Annotated in this window: 12 protein-coding genes and 1 pseudogene; 9 read left to right on the forward strand and 4 right to left on the reverse strand. The window is 72.8% G+C overall.

The genetic code is table 11. The features are described from left to right. Positions 1–450: 450 nt before the first annotated feature. Entirely contained in the window at positions 451–3,273 is a 2,823-nt protein-coding gene (locus DVH02_RS17705) for an AAA family ATPase (RefSeq protein ID WP_158575902.1), read from the reverse strand. A gap of 526 nt (positions 3,274–3,799) precedes the next feature. Further along, complete coding sequence (locus DVH02_RS17710) at positions 3,800–5,020, reverse strand: cytochrome P450 (protein WP_114624785.1); 1,221 nt, start codon at positions 5,018–5,020, stop codon at positions 3,800–3,802. Between the two features lie 565 nt (positions 5,021–5,585). Here DVH02_RS17710 and DVH02_RS17720 point away from each other — a divergent pair. From DVH02_RS17720 to DVH02_RS17730, 3 genes are all read left to right on the forward strand, one after another. Next, positions 5,586–5,792: a ferredoxin gene (locus DVH02_RS17720; RefSeq protein WP_114624787.1), complete on the forward strand. Its 207-nt coding sequence runs from the start codon at positions 5,586–5,588 to the stop codon at positions 5,790–5,792. A 211-nt stretch (positions 5,793–6,003) separates the two neighbouring features. Continuing rightward, entirely contained in the window at positions 6,004–7,368 is a 1,365-nt protein-coding gene (locus tag DVH02_RS17725) for an acyltransferase (protein ID WP_114624788.1), read from the forward strand. Positions 7,369–7,461: 93 nt separating this feature from the next. Beyond that, a complete protein-coding gene (locus DVH02_RS17730; RefSeq protein WP_233518293.1) occupies positions 7,462–8,082 on the forward strand; it encodes an HAD family hydrolase in 621 nt (206 codons plus the stop codon). Positions 8,083–8,121: 39 nt separating this feature from the next. On the opposite strand, the pseudogene DVH02_RS36205 reads toward DVH02_RS17730, so the two are convergent. Beyond that, a pseudogene (locus DVH02_RS36205) lies at positions 8,122–8,397 on the reverse strand (helix-turn-helix transcriptional regulator); the annotation flags it as partial. A 403-nt stretch (positions 8,398–8,800) separates the two neighbouring features. On the opposite strand from DVH02_RS36205, the gene DVH02_RS17740 reads away from it, so the two are divergent. The 5 genes from DVH02_RS17740 to DVH02_RS17760 are packed head-to-tail and all read left to right on the forward strand — an operon-like array spanning position 8,801 to position 12,961. Further along, a complete protein-coding gene (locus tag DVH02_RS17740) occupies positions 8,801–9,685 on the forward strand; it encodes a 3-hydroxyacyl-CoA dehydrogenase family protein (protein ID WP_114624796.1) in 885 nt (294 codons plus the stop codon). Then, entirely contained in the window at positions 9,682–9,960 is a 279-nt protein-coding gene (locus tag DVH02_RS17745) for a phosphopantetheine-binding protein (protein WP_114624789.1), read from the forward strand. The genes DVH02_RS17740 and DVH02_RS17745 overlap by 4 nt, the downstream gene beginning before the upstream one ends. Further along, positions 9,953–11,122, forward strand: a complete 1,170-nt coding sequence (locus tag DVH02_RS17750; protein ID WP_114624790.1) for an acyl-CoA dehydrogenase family protein — start codon at positions 9,953–9,955, stop codon at positions 11,120–11,122. Before DVH02_RS17745 ends, DVH02_RS17750 begins: the two co-directional genes overlap by 8 nt. 41 nt (positions 11,123–11,163) lie before the next feature. Then, positions 11,164–12,240, forward strand: a complete 1,077-nt coding sequence (locus DVH02_RS17755; RefSeq protein WP_114624791.1) for an HAD-IIIC family phosphatase — start codon at positions 11,164–11,166, stop codon at positions 12,238–12,240. A gap of 55 nt (positions 12,241–12,295) precedes the next feature. After that, positions 12,296–12,961, forward strand: coding sequence for an O-methyltransferase (locus DVH02_RS17760; protein ID WP_114624792.1), 666 nt, complete (start codon positions 12,296–12,298; stop codon positions 12,959–12,961). 139 nt (positions 12,962–13,100) lie between these two features. On the opposite strand, the gene DVH02_RS17765 is transcribed toward DVH02_RS17760, so the two are convergent. After that, positions 13,101–14,384 carry a carboxymuconolactone decarboxylase family protein gene (locus DVH02_RS17765; protein ID WP_114624793.1) on the reverse strand — a complete coding sequence of 428 codons (1,284 nt, stop codon included), beginning with the start codon at positions 14,382–14,384 and terminating at the stop codon, positions 13,101–13,103. A gap of 426 nt (positions 14,385–14,810) precedes the next feature. Here DVH02_RS17765 and DVH02_RS17770 point away from each other — a divergent pair. Then, on the forward strand, positions 14,811–17,890 hold a 3,080-nt coding region (locus tag DVH02_RS17770; protein ID WP_233518295.1), incomplete at its 3' end, for a type I polyketide synthase.

Below are 17,890 nucleotides of genomic sequence, written 5' to 3' on the forward strand. Positions count from 1 at the left end.
CCGGATGAGGGAGCGGGGTCCGGTGCCGTGGATCGCGAGGCGGAGGAGGGAGCCCACGCGGAGCGTGGGCGACCGACGACAACGCGGCGAGGCGCGGTGCCAGGGCTCGCGAGCCCGGCGTGATCCAAACGAGAGGCCCTAAGGGCGCGGGGGTACGGCACGGGTGGCAGCGTATGTCCGGGTAGCTGTATGCGGAGAATCCATCGATTCGCTCATGCGGGTGGGGTCCCAGAGGTTCACTCATAAGTGCTTGAAATCTAAGCGTCAGCAGATCACAGCGAGGGGTGCGCCAGCAAGTGGGGTCCGAAGAGGCCGGGCGCGCCGGGCCCAGGACGCCCTGGGATAAGGCTTCTTGAGGATCCGTCACCTCCCGCTGTCGCGTCCGGGGGAGCGGAGGGCCGACGCCGCCCCGGCCGGGACACGACCCCTCGGGGAAGCCCCGAGGAGCCGTCACCGCCCCGGCTCGGAGGCGTCGGCGACCTCCGGTTCGAGCGCGTCCCTCAGCTGGCGCCGCCCGGACAGGCCGAGCTTGCGGTACACCGAGGTCAGATGAACCTCCACGGTCCGCTGTGTCACGTACAGGGACTCGGCGATCGACGCGTTCGACCGGCCCTCCGCGGCGAGGCGCGCGACCTGGGACTCGCTCTGCGTGAGCGCTCCGACGCCCCGCGACACCGGTCGGCGCGGACGCGCGCCGGCGGCGAGCAACGCCCGGTGGGCGACGGTGTGCAGGGAGCGGGAGCCGACGTCGTACGCCTCCTCCCAGCCCTTCCGCAGCACCTCGCGGGCGGCCTTCGTCTCCCCGAGCCGCTGCAGCTCCTGGCCCCGGGCGACCCGCACGCGGGCGCGCGCCAGGGCGGCCCGGGTGCCGGTGAGTACCTGCTCGGCCTCCTCCAGCAGGAGCGGCCGTTCCTCGTCGCCCGCCGACGCCGCCCACAGTTCGAGTCCCGCCCCCAGGGCACACGGCAGGTCCGCGGACCGGGCGGCGGCGACGGCCTCCTCGGCCAGCGCGGCGGCCGCGTGCCGGTCGCCCAGCGCGAGATGGGTGTGCCCGGCCCAGTACCACCAGGAGGAGACGGCAGGACTGAGGCGCTGCCACTCCCGCTGCCGACGCGCGCACTCCTCGAAGAGCGTCAGAGCCCCCTTGGGGTCCCCCATGTCGAGCCGTAGCCTGCCCTGGGCGCACAACACCTCGTTCCACTCCCAGGAACCGTCCGGGACGGGGTCGGGTATCTCCGCGGCCAGGTGGATCGCCTGAGCCAGGTCACCCCGGTCGAGCAGGGCCGCCAGCCGTACGGCGAGGGGCAACGCCTCGTACCGGCTGGCGTGCGGAACGGTGACGTTCTTGAGGGCGGCGGCGGTGGTACGCAGCGCCCGGTCGAGGGCGCCGAGCCGCAGATGCGCCTCCGCGCTGAGGGCGAGCAGACTCGTATCGGCCGACTGTGTCCCGGTGTCTCTGAGGAGCCGCCGGTAGACGCTCTGCGCCTCGTACGGCCGGTCGGCGTAGAGCAGCACGGAGGCGGCGGTGCCGAGAACGAGCGGGGCGTCATCGGCCGTCGTTCCGTGGCGTATGACGGTGCGGGCGGCGGTGACCGCCTCGCCGACCCGGTCCATGCGCGACACCGCGATGACGGCACGGGCCGCGAGCAGGGCGAGTTCCCCGGCGCTGTTCCCGGGCAGCGCGAGGTCCAGGGAGACGGTCGCCAGCATCTCGGTGTACGCGGCCCGGTTCCCGGTGGCCGCCAGCAGCATCTGGGCTTCGATGAGTTGAGGGGCGGAGGCCGAGCGGGACAGGGGTACGGCCGTCTCCGCGCGGTAACGGGCCAGGAGTTCCAGGGCCCGCGCCACCTGTCCCTGTCTGGTGAGTGCCTCGGCGAGGGCCCGCACGGCCTGACGCCGTAAGGCCGGCTGGGCGGTCCGCTCCAGCGCCGAGGTCAGATGGCGAATACTGGCCCCGGGATCGACGCGGCTCTCCGCCACACCGAGTTCGACGAGCAGGCTCGGTTCGCAGTCCTGCTCGGATCCCTCGGGCACGCACGGGCGCAGCAGCTCCGTCGCGCGCGCGGGGGAACCACGCAGCATGGCCTCACGGGCGGCCTCCCGCAGCACGTCGCGGGCCCACGGCTGGTGTGTCGTGGACGGTGCCCGGCGCAGATGCTCCGCCACGGTCGCGGGGCTGGTCCCGGCGTCGTGCAGCAGCCTGGCCGCCCGGCCGTGCGCGGTGTCCAGCTCCTCCCCGGACATCTCGCCAAGGACGGTGTCGGACAGCCGCGCGTCGGCGAAGGACCAGTTTCCGTCCCCCTTGGAGACGACCAGTCCACCGAAGACGAGCGCCAGCAGGGAGCGGGCGAAGACGGCGCTGTCCATCCGCGCCAGGCGCGCGCCGGCCTCCGGCGCGACCTCGTCACCGAGCACGGCCAGCGCACGCGCCACCCGGACGGTGGGCTCCGGCAGTTGGGGCGGCAGCCGCGCCGCGCGCAGGCGCAGGACCGAGGCGTCCTGTGCGGCCACGGAGGCCGGGCGGCCAGGGGCCGCCGCGGGCGACCGCTCCTCGCGCAACGCCGTCAGGAGCCGGGTCACCAGCAGTGGGTTGCCGTTCGTCGCCGCGAGGCACGACGCGTGGAAGGCCGCATCGGTCTCCGTACCGAGCAGCCGCCGCGCCAGTACCCCGATCCCCTCACGGGTCAGCGGCCGCGGCCGGAGCACCCGGCACATCGGCAGGGCCGCCACCTCGTTGAGGGCCGGGACGTGCGCGCCGCTGCGGTGGGCCAGCGCCAGCAGTACGCGCAGCCCCGCCATCCGGCGGGCACTGTGCACGAGGAAACGCAGCGACGCGGCGTCGGCCTCGTCCGCGTCGTCGACGACGATGGCCAGCGGGCCGTTCTCCGCGGCCGACCGGACGATCTCGTGCAGCCCGGCCAGCACATCGAAGGGCACCCCGGCACCGTCGCCGTCGGGCGGCCCGGGGATCCACGCGCCGGGTCCTGGGCCGCCCGGTGCCCCCGGGCGGACAGTCGGCGGCATCCTGTCGACGTCGATGCCGAGGCCGGTCAGCAGGGCACGGGCCGTGCTCAGCGGCAGCCGGTTGCCCTCCCGGCCGGGGCGGGCGTGGACCACGCGCAGGTTCTCGTCCCGTGCCCGGGTGATCAGGGCGCGCAACAGGGCCGACTTGCCGCTGCCGTCCGGGCCTTCGAGCAGGACGAGGCCGGGGCGGCCGGCCGCGGTGCCCTGTGCCAGCTCGCCGAGGAGGGCCAGCTCACGCTCACGCTCCACCGGCTCGGGCTCCTGCTCCGCGGCCGGTCCGTCAGGAAACGGTTCCCGGGAGCTGCCCCCGTGCGCAGCGATCATCGCCCTCTGCCTCTCTGCCGTAACGCCGGAGGGGCAGGGGCTTCGAGTTGCCCCGGAGCTTCCCCGCACAGACCGACCACGCCGACTCAGCACCCCTCCGAATGCGCCATTTTGGCTCATGACAGATCAGGAGAGGTGCCGGAACGCTCATTTGCATTGAGTTTCTCGTCGGCATGCAACAAAGAGGTATCGACCGGGTCCGGATCTCGACCCGGCCGACCGGCGTTTCACGGGCTGAAGGGCGTTCGGCCACGCGAGTGCGGGCGCGGACCGCGGTGCGTGCCGCGGTGCGTGCCGCGGACGCGGCCTCGGACCTGGGCGGACACGGATACGCGGCGCGGGCCCCGGCCCGCTCCGGTGCGGGCGCGCCACGCGCCGCGGGCGTCCGCGGGGAGGGCGGGCGCGTCCGTCTCCGCTCCGTGACGCGCCGGCTTCCTCCGTGTCATGAGGGTCAGTCCCAGGCGACGAGCAACTGGTCGACGCCGTAGTGCACCGCACGGTCGCGCAGCGGAACCTCCTCGGCGGGGGTCGCCAGCCGCAGCGAGGGGAAGCGCTCGAACAGCGCGCGCAGCCCGATGCGCAGACTGGCCCGTGCCAGGTGCTGGCCCAGGCACTGGTGCGGGCCGAAGCCGAGGGCGAGGTGTTTGCGGGGGATGCGTGTGACGTCGAGCCGGTCGGGGTCGGCGAAGACCGCGGGGTCACGGTTGGCGGCGGGCAGCGACAGGACCACCGTCTGGCCCGCCTTGATCGTGGTGCCGCCGATCTCGATGTCCTCCAGGGCACATCGGCTGGAGCCCATCTGAGAGATCGTCAGGTAACGCAGCAGCTCGTCCACCGCCCCGGCCTCGTACAGCTCCGGCTTCTCCCGCAGCAGGGCCAGCTGGTCCGGGTGCTCCAGCAGGGCGAAGGTCCCCAGGGCCAGCATGTTGGGCGTGGTGTCGAGCGAGCCGCCCAGGGTGAGGACGGCGAGGTTGACCATCTCGTCCTCGGTCAGCTCGTCCGTCCGCGCCAGCTGGCCGAAGAAGTCCTCGCCCCGCTCCGCCGAACGCTCACGGACCATCGGTCGGATGAGGCCGTCCATCGACTCGATGTGGTGGATGAACTCCTCCAGCGTGTACGTGAGGGTCATCAGCGCCCCGAAGTGCTTCTGGATCCCGTCCATCAGCTCGGGGGAGACGTCCATCAGCGAACACACCGACCGCAGGCTGACCTTCTCCGCGAAGTCGGTGAGCAGATCGGCGGACGAGCCCTTGGCGGCCATCTCCGTCAGCGTCTCGTCCACGATGCGCGTCAGGTGCGGCTCGTACTGCTGGATGCGCCGCAGTGTGAAGTGGCCCGCCAGCAGCCGCCGGTACTTGCTGTGCTCGGGCGCGTCCATCTTCGCGAACGACCCGGGCGCCGCGGGCTGCGGGGCGTACTCGGTCATCGGGAAGGGCGGCGCGACCACGTGCGCCAGCAACTCGTTGCGGTGGCTGAAGCGATCGTCGGCGAGGATCTGCCGGACCAGATCGTGCTGGGTCACCAGCCAGCCCGACGTGTCCTTCGGCGCCACCTGGAAGGTGACGGGGCTGACCGGCTGTTCGGCGCGCAGCCGGGCGTACTCGGCGGGCGGGTCGAACGGGCATTTTCCCCGTTCCGAAGGGATCACGGGCAGTTCGGGCCTGGTCTTCATGGGGTCACTCCGTCGCGAGAGGGGCCGAGGCCGGGGGATGAGAGACGTGGATCGAAGCGGCCTCGCGCGCCGAGCGCGCGAAAGGCGGAGGGCCGGACACCGAAACGCCGGTGCCGCTACGGCCGAGCCACACCGCCGGGGCCACGGCCGACGGGCGTTCGAGCCGGACACCGGCCCCGGGCGTCGGGAACAGCACGTCCGCGGTGCCTTGCTGCGCCACCCGGACTCCCTTTCGCAGATGCCGTACGACGGCCGCGCGGGCGCCGTCCGCCGGTCGGAGCGCCGCCCGACCGCCCGGCCACCCCAACACAACGGCGCCGTGCCGGGCCAGCACCGGCCGCGCTGTCTAGGGATTCCCCCGAGTATGGGCGAGCACCGGGACCGGGGCCCGCACAATCCGGCGCCCGGGGCAGCCGCGTGGGCCGGATGTCTGGGGAAAACCCCAGACAGTGCCGCATGCCGGGCCGGGTCCAGGCGGCGGCGGCGCACGATGGGCTCGGCCCGGTACCCCCAGGCTCGGCCACTATCCTCATCAGTTGGCTCGACGAGTGTGTAGGAAGTCCGGATGTACATCGCGATCGACTACGACAGGTGCATGGGTGCCGGCTCGTGCGCTTTCATCGCCCCCGAGGTCTTCGACCAGGGCGACGACGGCATGGCCGTACTGCTGGCCGACCGTCCCGCCCCCGCGCATGCCCGCGCCGTGCGCGAGGCCTCCGAGGTGTGCCCGCTGAGGGCCATCTCCGTGACGGAGGAGAAGCCCACGGGCTGAAGCGCCCCCGCCGCGACTGCCACCCGGCCGCCGTCGGGTGGGAATCACCCGGCCCCGCCGGGCCCTGCCCTGCCCTGGCAGGGAACTCCGGCCGGCGCGGGTGTCCGTTCACGGACTGCGGGTGCCCGGCCCCACCGGTCTGTCACCAGAAGATGTACTCGTTCTCCGTGGGCCCCTCGTCCCTGCCCCGCACACCCTGGAGTCGCTCCCGATGAAGTACGGCCGCCCGCTGGACAGAGCTGAGCGCACCGTTGTGCTGCGCGGGGGAGGGGCGTCCGGCGAACGAGTCCGGCTCGGCGTCCACGACCTGATGAACGGTACGTTCGCCACGTCGCGCACCTTTTTCTACCGCGAGAGCCTGGACGCCGACGCCCTCGCCGACTCCCTGCGACGCACCCTCGCACACTATCCGCTGCTCACCGGCCGCCTCGTCCGTGACGACGACGGCGGGCTCAGCGTGCTGTGCGACGACGCGGGCGCCGCCCTCACGGTGACCTCCTCCGGCGACCCCATGCCGGATGTCGGGCCGGGCCGGCCCGTACGCCCGCAGATGCGCCGGTACGTCCCCGCCGTCAACCCCTTCCGTGTCGTCGGACACAACGCCCCGCTGCTCGGCCTCAAGGTCACCCACATGCGCGGCGGCGGCTCCGTGCTCGGCGTCTCCATCAACCACAGCGTTGTCGACGCCAGCAGCTACCTGGACTTCCTGCTCCACTGCTCCCGCACACACCTGGGGCAGGAGTTCTCGGCACCGCCACGCGACCGCGCGCTGCTGGACGGCCTGGCCGACGACGCGCGGCCCGAGCCGACGGACTCGCAGTACGACGTCGTCACCGGGCGGCGGAAGTTCGGGTTCATCTGGAAGGTCAACGCCCACGCGCGGAAGGTGCGCACGACCGTCGTCCGCTTCACCGCCGAGGAGGTCCTCGCCCTGCGCGAGACCGCTCGCGCGGGTCAGGACCGCGACCGGCCCCCGGCCTCCAGCGGCGACGCGCTCGGGGCACACCTGTGGCGGGTGCTCAGCGCGCTGCGCGACCGGGAACCCGGGGCCGAGGAGCGCCTGGGAGTCGTGGTCGGTCTGCGGAGCGTGCTCAAGGAGCGCCTTCCTGACGGGTACTGGGGCAACGCCGTCTCCAACACCACGGCCGCTCTCCTGGCCCGTGAGCTGCGCGAGGAGCCCCTCGCGCATGCCGCCGGGGCGATACGCGACGCTCTGAACCGTGTCACCCCCGAACGGGTGCGCCAGGAGGTCGCCTTCCTGGAGGCCCAGCGCCGCGCGAGGAGTTCAGGACGCGTCCTCAGCCGCATGTCGCTGGACGCGTTCGAGGGCACGGTGGCGCTGAACAACGTCGGCAGGCTGCCCATGTACGCGATGGACTTCGGCACCGGCCGGCCGTTCTGGTCCGAACTCCCGGGCAGTCCCATTCCCTGGACGATCCTGGTCATGCCGACCCCCGAGGACGATCACAGCCGCGACATCCACCTCAGTCTCCCCGGCGAAGCCGCGGACGCCCTGGCCGACCCGCGGTGGGCCGCGCGTCTGCACGGCGCCGCCGACCGTCTCGGCCGACTCTGAAGCCGGATCCGGCTCCCGCACCGGGTCCCGAAAAAGTAATCGCGAATTTACCTACTGCGGATCCCTTAAGGGTGGCATAATGCAACAACTCTTATGTTTGCCCAAACCGCCGCCGTGTTCTTCTCCGTGGACTGCATTCTGGTCCCGGGAAGCAGCCTGTCCCGGCTCGTCGAGGAATGCCTCGGGCTGAGCGGGGCTTCAGGTGTGCACGAAAAGGGACAGACCGACGCCCTGCGCTGGACCGGAATCCCCGAGAAGGCGCTCCACACCCAGCTCGCCGGGCTGCCGATGGTGCCGGGCATCGCGGAGACCACACAGTGGTGCTGGCGCAACGGTCTGGTGCCGATCATCTCCAGCCTCGGCTGGACCCCGATCGGCGCGCACCTCGCGGACCGGTTCGGTTTCCACTCGTACTCGGGCCGCTTCCTCGACGCGATGAACGGTCGCTTCACGGGCCGGGCCGGTACCCCGGTCACGACCGCGGACCAGATCGAGTTCGTCCGGCGCCGGGCCGACGATCTCGGGGTCGCCCCCACGGACTGCGCCGCCGTCGGCGCCTGCCCCACCGACGGCCTGGTCTTCGACAACGTCGGCCTGGGCGTCGCCTTCAACGCCGCGCCGGACATCCGCGCCCGCGCGACGACATACGTCGAGGACAAGGATCTACGCGCAGTGATCCCGGAGCTGGAGCGCCTGACCGTCAGCAGGGTCTGACCCGGCCCCCGCGACGCGGACGCCCGCGGCGGCCACGGGTCAGCGGGGCGGCGTGCGGGAACACCCCTCGTGGCGGTGGTCGCACGGGGCCATGCCGTAGGCGGCGTGAAACGCGCGGGTGAAGGCCGAGCGGCTGGCGAAACCCCAGCGGGCCGCGATGAGGTGCACACTCATGTCGCGCAACGCCGGATCGGTGAGATCCGCGCGCGCGCCCTCCAGCCGTACCTGCCGGAGCAGAGCGGCGACCGTGGTGTCCTGGTCCCGGAAGAGCCTGTGCAGATAGCTGACGGAGATGTGGTGCGCCGCGGCGACCGTCCGCGCAGTCGTACGGAGGGCCGGGACAGAACTCCACGATGCCAGCAACAAAGGGTGAGGAAAAGCGCCCCGCCGCGGACGGCGGACATGCCGGATACCGCCGTGCCCGCGCCGCCGAGGAGCACGGACGGCGACAGGCGATACGTGTACACGCCCTCCCCTGTCCGAGGGGCGCCATGGCCAGCGAGCCACCCATAAGGTGCGCCAAGAAGGCGGGAAGTTGCCTCGAAACGGCCTTCCTACGGATCTCCCTAGTACGCGACGGCTGGCGTTGACGACCACCGCGGACCCACGGCTTGATGGAAACGGCCGCTCCCTTCGGGGTGACCCGCCAAAGGTTGCCGGCACGTTGTGTAAGAAGAACTCCACCTGTTTCCGCATGTGCGGCGACGGGCTCAGCCGCATGACGATCGGAGACCGTGTGGCAGCGAATTTACCGGCGATCACGATAACCGTCCTGGGCGCCGGTGTCATGGGGCGCGCCATCACCACACTCGCCCTGGGCCGCGGAATCGATGTCGCGCTCGTCGACGTCTCGGCGGATGTTCTGGCGAAAGCGCGGGCGGAAATCACCCAGCAGCTGCGCCACGGGCGGTTCATGGGAGCCTTCCCCGATACGGCGACCGTGGGAACGCTCACCACATCCCTCACCCCGACGTCCGCGGCCGGATCCGCCGCGGTGGTCGAGGCGATCACCGAGGACGCGTCGCTCAAGGCGCGGGTCCTGGCGGAGATCTCCGGCATCGTCCCCGCCGGGACTCCCCTCATCACCAACACGTCGGGGATTCCCGTCGAGGAACTGGCGAAATCAGTTCAGCGTCCCGCGGAACTGGCCGGTGTGCATTTCATGAATCCCGCCTATCTCATCGAGATGGTGGAGGTGGTACGCGGCCCGCGGACCGGCGACGACGCCATGGCCGCGATCCTCTCCCTGCTCGGACGGCTCGGGAAGAAGACGATCGTCGTGCGGGACGCCCCCGGGTTCGTCACCAGCCGGCTGCTGCATCCCATGATCAACGAGGCGGCGCGTGTCGTCGCCGAGGGAACCGCTGACGTCGAATCCGTGGACCGGCTCATGCAGGGCTGCCTCGGGCATCCGACGGGCCCCCTGCGCACCGCCGACCTCATCGGGCTCGACAATCTGGCGGACGCCCTGCGGCTGCTCGCCGAACGGACCGGGAATTCCACGTTCGAACCCTGTGAACTCCTTTTGGAAAAGGTACGCCGCGGCGACCTCGGCCGTAAGACCGGGCGCGGTTTCTACGACTACGAAGAGGTGCTGCGATGAGTGTGGAAACGACCATCACCACGGAACGGATCGAGCAGCGGATCACAGCGTTCGTCACCGGCCGGGTGAAGACCGAAGTCCCCCCGGAGCAGGACCTCTTCGCGACCGGGCTGGTCTCCTCGATGTTCGCGATGGAACTCGTGGTCCAGCTGGAGCAGGACTTCGCGGTGCAGATCCTCGGGAACGACCTCAAGCGCGACAACTTCCGCAGTATCGAGGCCATGACCGCCCTGGTGTCGCGGCTGCGGGACACCGAGCCGTCCGCCGATGCCTGAGCCCGCGCCCGGTCGGACGCGGGCGTCCGCCCCCGGGCAGACGTCCGCGCGGGGCCGCGAACCGCTCGACGGCGCACGCGAGTTCATCGACGAACTCGTCGGCGACCGCGCCGCCGACTGGGACCGGGACGGGCTGCTGCCCGACGACGTGCTGCGGGCGCTCGCCGGCCGCGGTCTGCTGTGCGCCCAGGTCCCGGCCGCCCACGGCGGACCGGGCGCGAGCAGCGCGGCGAACGGGGCGTTCACCGCGTACGTGGGCAGCCGGTGCAGCTCCCTGCGGAGTGTGATGACGTCCCATGGCATGGCCGCGTGGACGATCCAGCGGCTGGGCTCCGCGGAGCAGCACGCCGCGTATCTGCCGAAGCTGGCGGGCGGCCGGCTCGCCGCCGTCGCGTTCAGCGAACCGGAGGCGGGCAGCGACCTGTCGGCGATCGGCACGACCATCGAGCCGGACGGTGACGGCGTTGTCCTGAACGGGCAGAAGACCTGGACCACCGCGGCCCACTACGCCGACCTGATCGTCGTCGTCGGCCGCTACGGCTCAGGGGCCGCCGCCGCCGTGGTGCCCGCGTCGGCGCCCGGGGTGACGGTGGAACGGGTCCCGCGGCCCTCGGGCTGCCGGGCGGCGGGGCACGCGCACGTACGGCTCGACGGCGTACGGCTGCCCGCGAGCGCCGTGCTCGGAGGCGGGCAGCCGCTGATGCTCCTGGTGACGACCGCGCTGGCCTACGGACGGCTCTCCGTCGCCTGGGGCTGCGCGGGCATCCTGCGCGCCTGCCTGGGCGCGGCGGCCGAACACGCCCGCACCCGCCACCAGTTCGGGAAGCCACTGGCCGCACACCAGCTGGTGGGACGCCATCTGGCGAACCTGCTGACCGCGGAGCGGACCGTCACCCGGATGTGCGAGCACGCCAGCGGCTGCTGGGACAGCGGCTCGCCCGACATGGTCATGGCCACCGTCCTCGCCAAGCAGGTGGGCGCCGTGCAGGCCGCCCAGGGCGCCGCCACGGCGGTGCAGGTGCTCGGTTCCGCGGCGGCGCACGAGGGCCACGTGGTGGAGCGCGCGTACCGCGACGCGAAGCTCATGGAACTCATCGAAGGCAGCACCGAGATCTGCCAGCTGATCCTCGCCGACCACGCGGTGTCGGGGGCGGCGGTGTGAACGGTGTGGAGCGCGAGGGCGACGGCGAACGAGGAGGAGCGGTGGCTGAACCGGCCACGATCGTGAAGTGCCTGGTCTGGGACCTCGACAACACCCTGTGGCAGGGCACCCTGCTGGAGGACGCGGAGGTGACGCTCGCCGAACCGGTGCGGCGGCTCATCGCCGAGCTGGACAGCCGAGGCGTCCTCCAGGCGGTCGCCAGCAAGAACGACCACGACCCGGCGTGGCAGCGGCTGGAGGCGCTCGGCGTGGCCGAGTTCTTCGTACTGCCGCACATCGGCTGGGGCCCGAAGTCGGACTCCGTGCGCGCGATCGCCGCCGAGCTGAACTTCGCCCTCGACACGATCGCCTTCGTCGACGACCAGCCGACGGAACGGGCGGAGGTCGCCTTCCATCTGCCGGAGGTCCGCTGCTACGACGCGCGGCGGCTGGCCGTACTCGACGAACTGCCGGAATTCAGCCCGCCGACGGTGACCGTGGACGCGCGCCGCCGCCGCGAGATGTACCAGGCCGGCTTCCGGCGGAAGGCCGCCGAGACGGACTTCCAGGGGCCGAGCGAGGAGTTCCTGCGCTCGCTCGAACTGGTGATGCACATCCGGCGTGCCTCCGGGACGGAGCTGTCCCGGGTCGAGGAACTGACCCTGCGCACCAGCCAGATGAACGCCACGGGCGTGCACTACTCGCTGCCTGACCTGCGCGCTCTGCTGGCCGACCCGCGGCACGAAGTACTGGTGGCGACGCTCGCCGACCGGTTCGGGCCGCACGGCGCGGTCGGTCTTGAGCTGCTGGCGAAGCACGAGCGCGTGTGGCATCTGAAGCTGCTGGCCACGTCCTGCCGGGTGGTGTCGTTCGGCGCCGGCTCGGTGATCCTCGGCCGGCTGGTGGACGAGGCCGCGCGGGCGGGCGTGCATCTGGTGGCCGACTTCCGGCGGACGGAGCGCAACCGCATGATGGAGATCGCCTACCGCATGACGGGCTTCACCGACGAAGCGTGCGGCTGCGCGGCGGAGTTGGCGGCACCCGCCGAGGAAGGCGTCCAGCGGCTGCATCTCCACCCGACGCCCCAGGCGCCGCCGCCGACGATGGAGCTGCACGCCGTCAGCCTCCGGGACGGCTGACCGCGCGCCGCCGCGACACGCGTACGACACCGCGACGACAGAGGATGGACGACGCATGGCGAACCAGCTGGGCCCTACGGCCGCGCTCTCCGCGTACCTGCGGGACAACTCCCTGCGGGAGGACTCCGTGCTGCGGGAGTTGCGGGAGGCGACCGCGGAGCTGCCCGCGGGCAGCGCGATGCAGGTCATGCCCGAGGAGGGGCAGCTGCTGACCCTGCTCGCGGGCCTCACACCGGCCCGCAGGATCCTGGAGGTCGGCACCTTCACGGGCTACAGCACACTGTGTCTGGCCCGCGCCCTGGCGCCCGGCGGCCGACTGGTCACCTGCGACATCACCGACCGCTGGCCGCGCTTCGGCGCCGGTCACTGGCGGCGGGCGGGTGTCGCGGACCTGATCGACGTCCGGGTCGGCGACGCCCGGGACACCCTGAAGGAGCTTCTCGCCGAGGAGGGCCCCGGCACGTACGACTTCGTGTTCATCGACGCGGACAAGGAGGGCTACGCGGACTACTACGAGCTGGCGTTGACACTGGTCGGCGACAGCGGACTGATCGTCGTCGACAACACCCTCTTCTTCGGCCGGGTCGTGGACCCCGAGGCACAGGACGCGGACACCGTCGCGATCCGCGCCTTCAACACACGGGTGCGGGACGACCCCCGCGTCGAGATCTCCATGCTGCCGATGGCCGACGGCATCACACTGATCCGCCGGAAACGCTGACGGGGCCCGGGGCGGTCCCCGAGGACACGGCCCCCGCGCGGGCGGGACAAGGGCGGGGTGGACCGGTGGCGGCGCGGGAGGGCGCGGCGCGGCGGCGGTGTGCGAACCGTACGGTCCGCACCCCCGCACACCCGCCGGGTCAGCCCACCACCCGCGGCACGAAGGCCGCGTGCATTCCGTCGGAATACCGCCGCAGCTCCACTCCGTACACCTCGGCCGGATGCAACTGCCGTCCCAGGAAATCGATCATCCGGCTGAATTCCGGTGGCAATTCGCTGGTGACCACCACCATACGCAGCCGGCCCGTCACGAGATTCGACTCGACCGTGCGCAGGAACGTCTCCTCGTCCAGTGTCCTGCCCGTTTCCTTCAACGCCTGCTCGACGCTCACACCCGCCGTGCGGGCGGTGTGTTCCAGCGACCGCTGAAGAATGTGCATGGGCCAGTGCCGCGATCCGCTGCCCGCGTATTCGAGGATTCTGGCGAGCGACTCGCGCACGTTCCACACGTCGTGCGGCTCCACCACCTCGACGAGTGTCGGCACCCCCTGGGCGTCGGCGAACAGGTGGGTGGCGCCGAACGGGCAGCCGTCGGCGTCCGGGACGACGTCGGCCGGGTTCCGGCGGATCAGCAGCAGCCGGGAGGCGGCGTCGTGCGCGCTCGCGGCAGCCGAGAGCAGGCCGGGGAAGCGCACGAGGATCTCGTGCAGCGACGGTTCGGTCCTGGCCTGCGCCGGGGCGAGCAGCGACAGCCCGTTCCCGCCCTGCAGGACGATGCCCCGGTGTTGCCTCGGCCGGGGGCGCGACCCGGCGCCGCCGACCGGCCGCGCGGACGCCGACCGCCGCGGGTCCGCGGGCAGCAGCGCCGGCTGCTCCAGCCAGGGGTCGGGCGGCATCAGAGTGGAGTTGAGGATCTGGCCCAGGGTCCGGTACGTACCGGACAGCGCGAGCAGTTCGAGGATCTGCTCCTCGCTGTAGTGGTCCCCGAGCTGCTTCCAGGTGCCGTCCGAGAGCACCGACGAGGCGTGCAACTCGTCGACCGCGCACAGCAGGAGGGCTTCGAACGGTTCCCAGCCCTCGGCGTCGTCGGAGGCGACGCGGGCCAGTTCCGTCTCGCTCATCCCGACCAGCAGTCCCGAGGCGTGGTGATGGGCCCACACGTAGGGCGCCTGGCAGCGCCAGGCCGTACGCAGTACCACCAGCTCCCGCTCGCGCGCGGGGAGCACGTTCCCCGCCACGTGCGACAGCAACGGCAGGATCGCGGACAGCAGCGACGGGTGGTTGGCGAGGGTGCGCACCACGTACGGTGGCGGCCTGTCCGCGAGGAGTCCGTCGTGCAGCCCGCCCATGACCTGGGCGTACTCCTGCCCGCCGGGCGTCGCGGCGAAGTCGTCCACGGCCTGCGGTTCGATTCTGGGCCGCATTCCCCACCTCCGTGTCGTCGGTTGGCGCGGCGCCGCCGGATCGGCCGCGCCGCGTACGGGCCTCCCGCCCGGTGTGCGGCCGCGCCGCACGCGAGAAGGCCAACCCTTGGGCAGCGAGCGCTCTTTCCCGGCCCCCACACGACGAATTTAGGGGAATGTCTATGATATTTTCCCGGACTTCTCGCCCACGGAATACGCGCCCGTACGCTCCGAAGTCGGCAGGACCTGACGAACGGCTTGCGCGACGGAAATCTCCGGAGCCGGAGAAACACTTCGCGAGGACGGCGAGTCAGGAAATCCAGAGCGGTCGTCCGGTTATTTCCCGCCGGTCGCCGCCCGCGCCGTGACGCTGGACCACCGGCCCTGCACAGCGGGTTTCGTATTCCGTTGCCACGAGCCGCCGGGACGAATACTGGGGAGATTCCGTTGAGTCGTTTCGAGTCCGCGGCCCGCGGCCGTCACCCCCTGCGGGACGACGCCGTCGCGGTGGTGGGGGTCTCCTGCCGGCTGCCGTCCGCGCCGGACCCCGCCGGGTTCTGGCGACTGCTGACGGAGGGCGGCAGCGCCGTCTCGGCCGTACCGCCGGGACGCTGGGGCGACGACGAGGCGGCGCGCGGACAGCGGGCCACCGGACGGGGCGCGTTCCTGGACGCGGTCGACGGCTTCGACGCCGGGTTCTTCGGCGTCTCCCCGCGCGAGGCACGCGCGATGGACCCGCAGCAGCGGCTCGTACTGGAGCTGGGCTGGGAGGTGCTGGAGGACGCGGGGACGCTGCCCGCCGCCGTTCGCGGCAGCGACACGGGTGTCTTCGTCGGCGTCACCGCGGACGACTACGGCGCGCTGGCGCACCGCCGGGGCGCGCGGGCCGTCGGAAGCCACACGCTGACCGGCCTGAACCGCGGTGTGATCGCCAACCGCCTGTCGTACGTGCTGGGGCTGCGCGGGCCGAGCATGGTCGTCGACACCGGGCAGTCGTCGTCCCTGGTGGCGGTGCACCTGGCGTGCGAGAGCCTGCGGCGGGGCGAGTCGGCGACGGCGCTGGCGGGCGGTGTGCAGCTGAACCTCGCGCCGGGCGGCGCGCTGGCGGCCGGGCGGCTGGGCGCGCTCTCCCCGGACGGCCGCTGCTTCACGTTCGACGAGCGCGCCAACGGATACGTGCGCGGCGAGGGCGGCGGCATGGTGCTCCTCAAGCCGCTGGCGCGGGCGCTGGCCGACGGCGACGACATCTACTGCGTCATCGAGGGCGGCGCGGTCAACAACGACGGCACCGGTGAGACCCTCACCACCCCCGCCCCCACCGGCCAGGAGGCGGTGCTGCGCGAGGCGTGCCGACGGGCGGGCGTGGCACCCGCCGCCGTGCAGTACGTGGAGCTGCACGGGACCGGCACCCGGGTCGGCGACCCCGTCGAGGCGGCGGCGCTGGGCGCGGTGTACGGGCCGGGGCGCACGGCGGACGGGCCGCTGCTGGTCGGCTCGGCGAAGACGAACGTGGGGCATCTGGAGGGCGCCGCCGGGATCGTCGGACTCCTGAAGGTGGCCCTGTCGCTGCGGCACGGCGCGCTGCCCGCGAGCCTCAACTTCGAGCGTCCCCACCCGCGCATCCGCTTCGACGAGTGGCGCCTGGACGTCGTCGCGTCGGCACGCCCCTGGCCGCGCCGCGAGGGGCCGGCGCTGGCGGGCGTGTCGTCCTTCGGGATGGGCGGCACCAACTGCCATCTGGTGGTGTCCGGTCCGGTGCCGTCCACGTCGGCCGGGGCGGCGCCCGGCGAGGCCGCGGCCTCACCCGCGTCGGCGGTGTGGCCGCTGTCCGGGCGCTCCGAGGCGGCGCTGCGCGCCCAGGCCGCGCGGCTGGCGGACCGGCTGACGGACGACCCCGCGCTCGCACCCCGGGACGTGGGCTTCTCCCTCGCCACCTCCCGCACCGACTTCGCCCACCGCGCCGTCGTGCTCGCCCCCGACCGGAACGCGGCCGTCGGCGCGCTGGAGGGGCTGGCCGTCGACGGGTACGCGCCCGGCGTGGTGACCGGGGTGGCGGACGTGTCGGGGAGCACGGTCTTCGTCTTCCCGGGACAGGGCTCGCAGTGGGCCGGTATGGGCGTGGCGCTGCTGGCCGAGTCCGCGGTGTTCGCGGCCCGGCTCGACGAGTGTGCCGCCGCGCTGGCCCCGTACACCGGCTGGTCCGTACGCGACGTCCTCCAACAGGCGCCGGGGGCACCCTCGTTGGATCGGGTCGACGTGGTGCAGCCCGTCTCGTGGGCCGTGATGGTGTCGCTGGCCGAGCTGTGGCGCTCCTGCGGAGTGGTCCCGGACGCCGTCGTCGGCCACTCACAGGGCGAGATCGCCGCGGCGTGCGTGGCCGGGGCGCTCTCGACGGCCGACGCCGCGCGCGTGGTCGCCCTGCGCGGCCGGGCCATCGCCCGCCGGCTCGCCGGCTCCGGCGGCATGATGTCCGTCGCGCTGCCCGCCGCCGAGGCCGCCCGCCGCCTGGAGGCGTGGGAGGGCCGCCTGTCGGTGGCCGCGCTCAACGGCCCGGCCTCCGCCGTCGTCTCCGGCGACCCGGACGCCCTGGACGAACTGGCGGCCCAACTCACGGCACAGGGCGTACGCAACCGCCGCGTCGCCGTCGACTACGCCTCGCACTCGCCACAGGTGGCGGCGGTGGAGCGGGAGTTGACCGAGGCGCTGGCGCCGGTCGCGCCGGGCCCGGCGCGCGTGCCGTTCTTCTCCACCGTCACCGCAGGCCCACTGGACGGGCGGGAGCTGGACGCAGGGTACTGGTACCGCAACCTGCGGCAGACCGTTCGGTTCGCCCCGGCCGTCGGGGAGTTGCTCGACCAGGGCCACCGGGTCTTCGTCGAGGTCAGTCCGCATCCGGTGCTCACCGCCGCCGTGCTCGACTCCGTGGACGCGGCGCCGGAGCGCGGCGGCGGGCCCGCGGTCGCGGTCGGCACGCTGCGCCGGGGCGAGGGCGGCCTTGACCGGTTCCTGACCCGGCTGGCCGAACTGGCGGTGCGCGGTGTGCCGGTCGACTGGCACGCCGTGTTCGCCGGTTCGGGCGCGCGCCGGGTGGCGCTGCCCACCTACGCCTTCCAACGGGAGCGGTACTGGCTGCCCGACACCGTCGAGGCGGACGCGCCGGTGGAGACGGCCGGGCCCGCGACCGGTCCGGGGGAGCGGGTGACGGAGCGCGCCTCGGCGGTCGTTCCCACCGGACCCGGGGCCCGGCGGACCACCGCGGACCTGGCGCGGCTGGTGCGCGCGCAGACGGCGGCGGTGCTCGGCCACACCGACGCGGCACGGATGGACCCCGCGCTGACCTTCCGGGAGTTGGGCTTCGACTCCGCGATGACGGTGGAGCTGGTGACCCGGCTGCGGTCCGCGACCGGCCTGCGGCTGCCCGACACCGCCCTGTACGACCACCCCACCCCCGACGGGTTCGCCGAGCGGCTGGCCGCGGAACTGGGCGGAGCGGACGGTACGGACACCGCGGCCAGCCGCTCGGCGAA

Source organism: Streptomyces corynorhini (assembly GCF_003346515.1).
GTDB classification, from domain to species: Bacteria; Actinomycetota; Actinomycetes; order Streptomycetales; family Streptomycetaceae; genus Streptomyces; species Streptomyces corynorhini.